This window comes from Brevundimonas sp., assembly GCF_016463485.1.
GTDB lineage: Bacteria > Pseudomonadota > Alphaproteobacteria > Caulobacterales > Caulobacteraceae > Brevundimonas.
This window is the reverse complement of sequence record NZ_JAEMRD010000169.1, coordinates 1-6,661: the sequence shown is the minus strand read 5'-3', so window position 1 is coordinate 6,661 and position 6,661 is coordinate 1. Positions and strand designations below refer to the sequence as shown.

8 protein-coding genes are annotated in these 6,661 nt (G+C 67.1%); 1 reads left to right on the top strand and 7 read right to left on the bottom strand.

What is annotated here, in order from left to right:
* Nucleotides 1-353: 353 nt before the first annotated feature.
* Nucleotides 354-695, bottom strand: coding sequence for a ferredoxin FdxA (gene fdxA, locus JHC99_RS16695; protein WP_271146812.1), 342 nt, complete (start codon nucleotides 693-695; stop codon nucleotides 354-356).
* A gap of 211 nt (nucleotides 696-906) precedes the next feature.
* On the opposite strand from fdxA, the gene JHC99_RS16690 reads away from it, so the two are divergent.
* The gene (locus JHC99_RS16690; protein WP_292155757.1) at nucleotides 907-1,536 is read left to right on the top strand and encodes a YceI family protein; all 630 of its coding nucleotides are present in this window, start codon (nucleotides 907-909) and stop codon (nucleotides 1,534-1,536) included.
* A 7-nt stretch (nucleotides 1,537-1,543) separates the two neighbouring features.
* On the opposite strand, the gene JHC99_RS16685 is transcribed toward JHC99_RS16690, so the two are convergent.
* The 6 genes from JHC99_RS16685 to JHC99_RS16660 form a co-directional block, all read right to left on the bottom strand.
* Nucleotides 1,544-1,867, bottom strand: coding sequence for an RNA-binding S4 domain-containing protein (locus JHC99_RS16685; protein ID WP_292155755.1), 324 nt, complete (start codon nucleotides 1,865-1,867; stop codon nucleotides 1,544-1,546).
* Complete coding sequence (locus JHC99_RS16680) at nucleotides 1,864-4,365, bottom strand: helicase-related protein (protein ID WP_292155754.1); 2,502 nt, start codon at nucleotides 4,363-4,365, stop codon at nucleotides 1,864-1,866. The genes JHC99_RS16685 and JHC99_RS16680 overlap by 4 nt, the downstream gene beginning before the upstream one ends.
* A gap of 69 nt (nucleotides 4,366-4,434) precedes the next feature.
* Complete coding sequence (locus JHC99_RS16675) at nucleotides 4,435-4,860, bottom strand: ABA4-like family protein (protein ID WP_292155753.1); 426 nt, start codon at nucleotides 4,858-4,860, stop codon at nucleotides 4,435-4,437.
* A gap of 134 nt (nucleotides 4,861-4,994) precedes the next feature.
* Nucleotides 4,995-5,261, bottom strand: coding sequence for a hypothetical protein (locus JHC99_RS16670; protein WP_292155752.1), 267 nt, complete (start codon nucleotides 5,259-5,261; stop codon nucleotides 4,995-4,997).
* A 202-nt stretch (nucleotides 5,262-5,463) separates the two neighbouring features.
* Nucleotides 5,464-5,748: a transcriptional regulator gene (locus tag JHC99_RS16665; RefSeq protein ID WP_292155750.1), complete on the bottom strand. Its 285-nt coding sequence runs from the start codon at nucleotides 5,746-5,748 to the stop codon at nucleotides 5,464-5,466.
* Complete coding sequence (locus JHC99_RS16660) at nucleotides 5,745-6,407, bottom strand: hypothetical protein (RefSeq protein ID WP_292155749.1); 663 nt, start codon at nucleotides 6,405-6,407, stop codon at nucleotides 5,745-5,747. Before JHC99_RS16660 ends, JHC99_RS16665 begins: the two co-directional genes overlap by 4 nt.
* Nucleotides 6,408-6,661: the final 254 nt, after the last annotated feature.

The window sequence follows — 6,661 nt, the reverse complement described above, 5'->3', positions numbered from 1 at the left end:
CTTGAATTCCAGAACGCTCTTGGTGGTCATGTCATTCCTTTCCCGGACGCAGGGGCGGAAAGACACGAAGGCGCACGACGCAGACAGGTTCTCGTCCGCCAGCGAAGCTGTCGGAGGAAACATGCAGGCGTCAAATGCGGAAACGGATCACCCAACCTCTGGCCGATCCCGTCTTCATGGACGGGATTCTGTCGCAAACTCGGGCGGAGCACGTAAAGCGCCGACCGCCCGATCCAATGATTGAGAACCTATCACAAAACTGGGGATTTTCAAAGCGGGGCGTGCGGGAAGCCCCACCATGCTGCATTGCGGCAGCATTGGGGCAGTCAAATACCCGGTCGCCCCGCCTTGGCTCAGGATCCCTTGCCGGGGTTCGGGCTGAAGTGGGTTTCGAACTTGTTCTCGACGCGCTCCCAGTCCTCGCGGTCGGCGGGGGGCGTGCCCTTGACGGTGATGTTGGGCCAGACCTTGGCATAGGAGGCGTTGATCTGGAGCCACTTGCCGTCGGGCTCGTCCTCGGTGTCGGGCTTGATGGCGTCGATCGGGCATTCGGGTTCGCAGACGCCGCAGTCGATGCATTCGTCGGGCGCGATGACCAGGAAGTTCTCGCCCTCGTAGAAGCAGTCCACCGGACAGACCTCGACACAGTCCATGAACTTACATTTCACGCAGGCGTCGGTGACGATGTAGGTCATGGGCGGGAATAGGCGCTGTCGGTTGGGAAGGTCGGGTTGCGCAGATGACCCCGACGAGGCCGACTGTCAACCGAACGGGGCTGAATGCGTTGAACAGCAAATCTGTCGTCCCTTGCGCCCCTGGCCCTCTTGCAGTGGTGTGAAACACGGCTATTTGCATCAGTACTGATTACAGTTCCCCCGTCATCGCCGTCCCAACCCAGGAGTTTCCATGTCGAACCGCCGCCTTTTCATCCATTCCGCCGCCCTGGCCGGAGCCGCCGCCGTCCTGATTTCGGGCGGGGTCGTCGCCCAGGCCGCCTTCACCAAGGTGCCCGCAGAGGTCCAGGCCGGGACCTACAAGCTGGATTCGTCGCACGGCAAGATCACCTGGTCGCTGAACCATCTGGGCTTCTCGACCTATACGGGCCAGTTCACGGGCGTGACGGCCGACCTGACCATCGATCCGGCTAATCCGTCGGCCGCGACCCTGACGGCAACCGTGCCGATCTCAGGCCTGGATGACACCTCGCCGGGCCTGAAGACCCACCTGCAGACGCCCGACTTCTTCGATGCGGCCCAGTTTCCGACCGCCACCTTCGTTGCAAAGACGATCACCGTCGACAGCGACGACGCGACCGAGGCTGATGTGGTCGGCGACCTGACCCTGCACGGCGTGACCAAGCCGGTGACCCTCGAGGTCAAGTTCAACCAGGCCGGCGCGATGCGCGGGGCCTATCGCCTCGGCTTCGACGGCGAGACCACGATCAAGCGGTCCGAGTTCGGCATGACCTATGGTCTTCCGGCCATCGGCGACGAGGTCGAACTGCACATCGAGGGCGAGTTCGTCAAACAACCTTGATAGGGGCCTAACGCTCGCCGCACGGCGGCTCACTGCTTGAGGCCGGGTCGAGCGATCCTTCAAGACTGGAATACAGGGCGCGGGCCTCCGTTGGGGGTCCGCGCCGTTCGCCCGGGGCCTCGACGCGCACGGCGGTGACACGGCCGTCGATCGCGAAGGTGATCTCGTCGCCGGGGTGGACGACACGGCTGGGCTTGTCGAGGCGGGTCTGGCGGCCGTGATGGGTCAGGCGCACCGCGCCCCGCTCGACCAGGGCGGCTGCCAGGGACCGGGTCTTCACGAACCGCGCGCGCCACAGCCAGATGTCGATGCGGACTGAGCCTTCGCTCATGCGGACGGTGCCGACTTCTTCCGTCTCGGCCGCTTGCGGCGGGCGGGAGGCGCGGGGGCAGTGAGTTCGGCCAGTCTGGCGAAGGGCGAATCCTTGACCACCACGAGCTTGCCAAGCCGATCCGGCTGCTGGGCGCGGGTGGATTTCAGGGCGGCGAGCAGGGCACCGACGTCCCCGGATTTCAGCCCGAGATCGGTCAGGGCGTCGGGGGCGATATCGCCCTTGCCCGCCGCCTGTTTAAGGTCAGCCAGGCGTTCCAGCAGCTCGATCGGGGCCGACCAACGGCCCACTGCACGCCGCCCGAAGGCCGACAGGGCGCGGATCGACGGAGCCGGGATCGGCAGCAGGGCAAGCCCCTGCCCGCTAGCGCGGAACGGCTCGGTCGCAGCGAAGGCCTGAGAGAGCACCCGGCCGCGCGGCTTGAGCACTCCCGGCAGCCACACCGAATGGGCGCCGACCTTGATGGCGAAGGTCTTGATCGTGCGGCGCTCGACCTGGCTGAGGGCCGCGAGGTCGCGCTCGACGTCACGGCGGTCGATGACGCCGCCGGCCTCCAGCAGCCGAAACGCGATCCCGCGTGGCAGGCCTTTCAGGCCGCCGGTCTCGATGGCCTGTTTCAGGCGGCGAAGGTCGCGCAGCGCCCTGCCCGCCTCGCCCGCCAGCCAGGCCTCGATGCGTCGCTGGGCCCGATCGCGCGCGGCCTGGGGGCCCAGATCGCCGATCAGCCGGACGCGCGGCGAGAAGGGTTCGGTGTTGGTGATCTTCGCCGCCAGGGCCCCCGACCAGAGCACGTCGCCTTCGGGCGTGACGCTGAACGCCTCGTCGGCGTCGGCGGCGAGACGACCGAGGCGGCGGGTGATCTCGGGCGTCACGGCGCGCAGGGCGGCGGTCTTCAGCGTGCGATCGGCCAGGGCCGAGCCGCCCTTGTCGGCGGCGAAGCGGACTCCCTCCAGATGACCGACCGCCTCGCCGTCAACGGTGACGACGCCGTCGGTCGCGACCTCGGCCAGGGTGTCGGCACGGTCGTGCAGGGAGCGCATCAGGGCGGTGGTCTTGCGATCCACGAACCGGGCGGTCAGGCGGTCGTGCAGAACGTCCGACAGCCGATCCTCCAGCGCGCGGGTGCGGTCGCGCCAGCCTTGCGCCTGATCCAGCCAGTCAGGGCGGGCGGCGATGTAGGACAGGGTGCGGACGCCGCTGAGCCGGGCTGAAAGCTGATCGATCTGGCCGTCGTCGCGGTCCAGTTCGGCGAACCGGGGGCCCATCCACTCGTCGGTAAGGCGACCGCGCTTTCCGGTCAGGGCGTGGAAGATGTCGCGCGACAGCCGGGCGTGCTCGTCCAGGGTCGTCTTCTGGAAGTCCGGCAGCTGACAGCATTCCCACAGGCGCATGATGGTCCCGCGCGAGCGGCTGATCGCCTTGATGTCGTCGTCCTGCATGGCCCGGCGCAGCAGGGTTTCGTCCAGCGCGGGCAGGGTCAGTTTCAGGCCGCCGCGCCCGCTGAGTGAGTTGGGGGGCGTCTGGACCAGTGACCGCAGCAGGTCCGGCAGGGTGTCGAAATCGAGCCGGGCGTTGCGCCATTCGGCGTTCTGGACCGGATCGAACTGGTGATTGACGACCTGTTCGACCAGATCCTCGTCCAGGTCCTCGCATTCGCCGGTGACGCCGAAGGTGCCGTCACGGATGTGGCGACCGGCGCGGCCGGCGATCTGGGCGATCTCGTGGGCGTGCAGCCAACGGGTGCGGCGGCCGTCGAACTTTCGCATCCCGGCGAAGGCGACATGGTCGACGTCCATATTCAGCCCCATGCCGATGGCGTCGGTGGCGACCAGGAAGTCCACCTCCCCCGACTGGAACAGGGCCACCTGGGCGTTGCGGGTGCGGGGGCTGAGGCTACCCATGACCACGGCCGCTCCGCCCCGCTGCCTGCGGATCAGTTCGGCGATGGCGTAGACCTGCTCCGTCGAGAAGGCGACGATGGCGCTGCGGCGCGGCAGGCGGGTCAGTTTCTTGGACCCGGAATAGGACAGGTTCGACAGCCGCTCCCGTGTGACGATCTCGATGTCGGGGATCAAGCGGCGCATCAGGGGCGCCATGGTGCCTGCACCCAGGAACATGGTCTCGAACCGGCCCCGGGCGTGAAGCATCCGGTTGGTGAAGACGTGGCCCCGTTCCGGGTCGGCGACCAGCTGGATCTCGTCGACGGCCAGGAACTCGACCTCGCGCTCCAGCGGCATGGCCTCGACGGTGCAGACCCAGAAATGCGGGCGCGGCGGGATGATCTTTTCCTCGCCGGTGATGAGGGCGACGGCGTTGGCACCTCGAAGCTTGACCACCCGCTCATAGATCTCGCGGGCCAGAAGGCGCAGCGGCAGGCCGATCATGCCCGAGGCGTGACCCAGCATCCGTTCGACCGCCAGATGGGTCTTTCCGGTATTGGTCGGACCCAGGACCGCGACGACGCGGGAGGGCGGCAGGCCGGTGGCGCGATCGCTCATGGTGATGACAAGGTGGCGATTCGCTGAGGGTTCCTCAAGCGGGACGGTGTCGCAATCCGGTCTTCGGGCTCAGACGGCCTTCCGAGCCAGCGCCGCCCGCGCCCCCAGATAGGCCAGCAGCCCGACCGGTCCCGCCATCAGCGTCAGGAACAGCACCGGCAGCATGGCCCAGTGGGGCACGCCGCGCTTGCCGGCGTCCTCGATCGCCCACGCCCCGACCCACAGGTCGAAGGCCAGATAGTGGACCCAGCCGACCAGGACCGCGCACGGCTGGCTGAAGCCCTCGGTGAGGCCCGACAGGGTGGTCAGGTCGCCGCCGAGACCGCCGCTCGCGACCGCCTGGACCAGCAATACCGTGTAGGTGACGGCCAGGCCGACGGCGATGCAGCGCGCCGCCGCGATCACCAGTTCGCGTCGCAGCGGGGCCAGCGCCAGGATGATCCATCCGACCAGGGCGACGGTGTTGGCGATGTTGAACAGGGTGTCGAGGCTCACGGGAGGCTCCCTCTGCGGCTCGAAGACCCCCCGATGGGTTCAACCGGCCTGGCCCTGCAAGCCTATATCCCCTGCCGGAGGCCGCAAGACGCAGGCCTTCCCTGAAACTTCACTACGCGGCGAAGCCCGTGAAATCAGGGAAGCGGCGCGAAACTCTTGTCTTCGCGCAGGGCCGAGGCCTTGCGGACCGCCATCGGGGCGGCGCTGAACCAGTAGCCGGCGTCATCGTCGCGGTGCGCCTGTTTGCGCTCCACGCCGCGCAAGCGGCGCAGGGCGGCATTCTCCAGCAGACGGGCGTGCATCGCGCGAGGCGACAGTTCGACGATGGCGGGAGAGCCGGGAACGGCGACGGTGTCGGGTCCGATGGGCTCCACCGCCTGGCGGGCGATAGAGATGAACATGGCGAGCCTTCGTAACGCAGGTATCGAGATTGCGACGCCGATCGCGTCCTGGCCCCGGTGGCCCATCGCCTTTTGCGAGGGTCGTATGGTTAATCCACAGATCCTGTGGACAGTTCCATGTATGGTCAGAAAATATGTGCGTATTCAGGCGGTTATGGTCACGCTTTGAGCGTATTGGTAAACAGAAGGTTAATAGTCCACCTCAGGCCGGGTCGGTTATCCGGGCCAGATGCGCCAGCCAGGCCTTGCGCCCCACGGGCGTCAGAACGATCCGTGTACGGGGTTTTCTGCCGAGAAATCCGCGACGTAGCTCGATATAGGCGGCCCCCTCCAGCCGTTGCAGGTGGCTGGACAGGCTGTTGTTCGGCAGTTCCAGCACGGCGGCCAGTTCGGTGAAGTCGGCCGCACCGCGATCAGACAGGAAGGCGAGAATACCCGCCCGGACACGGCTGGACAGCAGCGGATCGACCGCAAACGGCGCGTTCAACGGGCCCTCTGCCGCATCAGGACGACCGCCGGGACGAATGCGAGCAGCAGCAGGCAGGCGGTTGCCAAGGGCAGGATAGGCGGGCTGTTGCCCACCACCGCCATGGCGATCGCGGCGGCGAAACTGCCCACCGCGACCAGCAGCAGCCAGCGCCGGTCGTTCAGGATGGCCGTAACCCACCAGGCGCTGCCCCACAGGACCAGAAGCACCGGCGGCATCATGTAGGCGGCATAGACGCTGTCGGTCGGCTGTTGGCCCTGGGTGAAGAAGTTGAAGCCGGCGACGACGGTGACCATGGCGACGAAGGCGGCGCTCCAGGTCGCCGTCGCCGCGCGGCTCAGTCGCACTCGCTTGGGCCCGATCGTCCGCCACGCCGTCCAGATCAGGGCCAGCAGGAAGACGAGGTGGGCGGCCATGATACTCCAGTTCAGCGCCTGAACGAGCGGTCCAGCCTGGTACCGGCCTTGCGCGGGGTCGGGGAAACCCTCAATGGCCAGGCCGATCATCACGGCCAGCATCGCGAACCCATAGGCCCCGCCGAACACCGCCATGAGCAGCAGGAAGGGGGCAGGCTCCCCCCGCCCGGCGACGGCCAGCCGCTTCAGATAGGCGATGTCGCTCTCGTCGGAGGATGGCGCGGGCGTGGCGGCGTCGGACATGGCGGGGCTCCGGTTTCGATATGACTACTTTCAATTTCAAAGTTGTCGAGTCAATGAGGAATTTGCGCTCGGACGCCGTTTCGGGACCATCCCGTCCACCATTCGCCAAGCGGCGGGTGACCCCCCTCCCCCGGCGCTTCGCTTGCGACGGGATTGGCGTTAAGGGTCGGCGGTGCGTTTCGATGACCGTTTCCTGGAAGAACTGAAGGCCCGCCTTCGCCCGTCCGACGTGATCGGGCGGTCGGTGAAGCTCA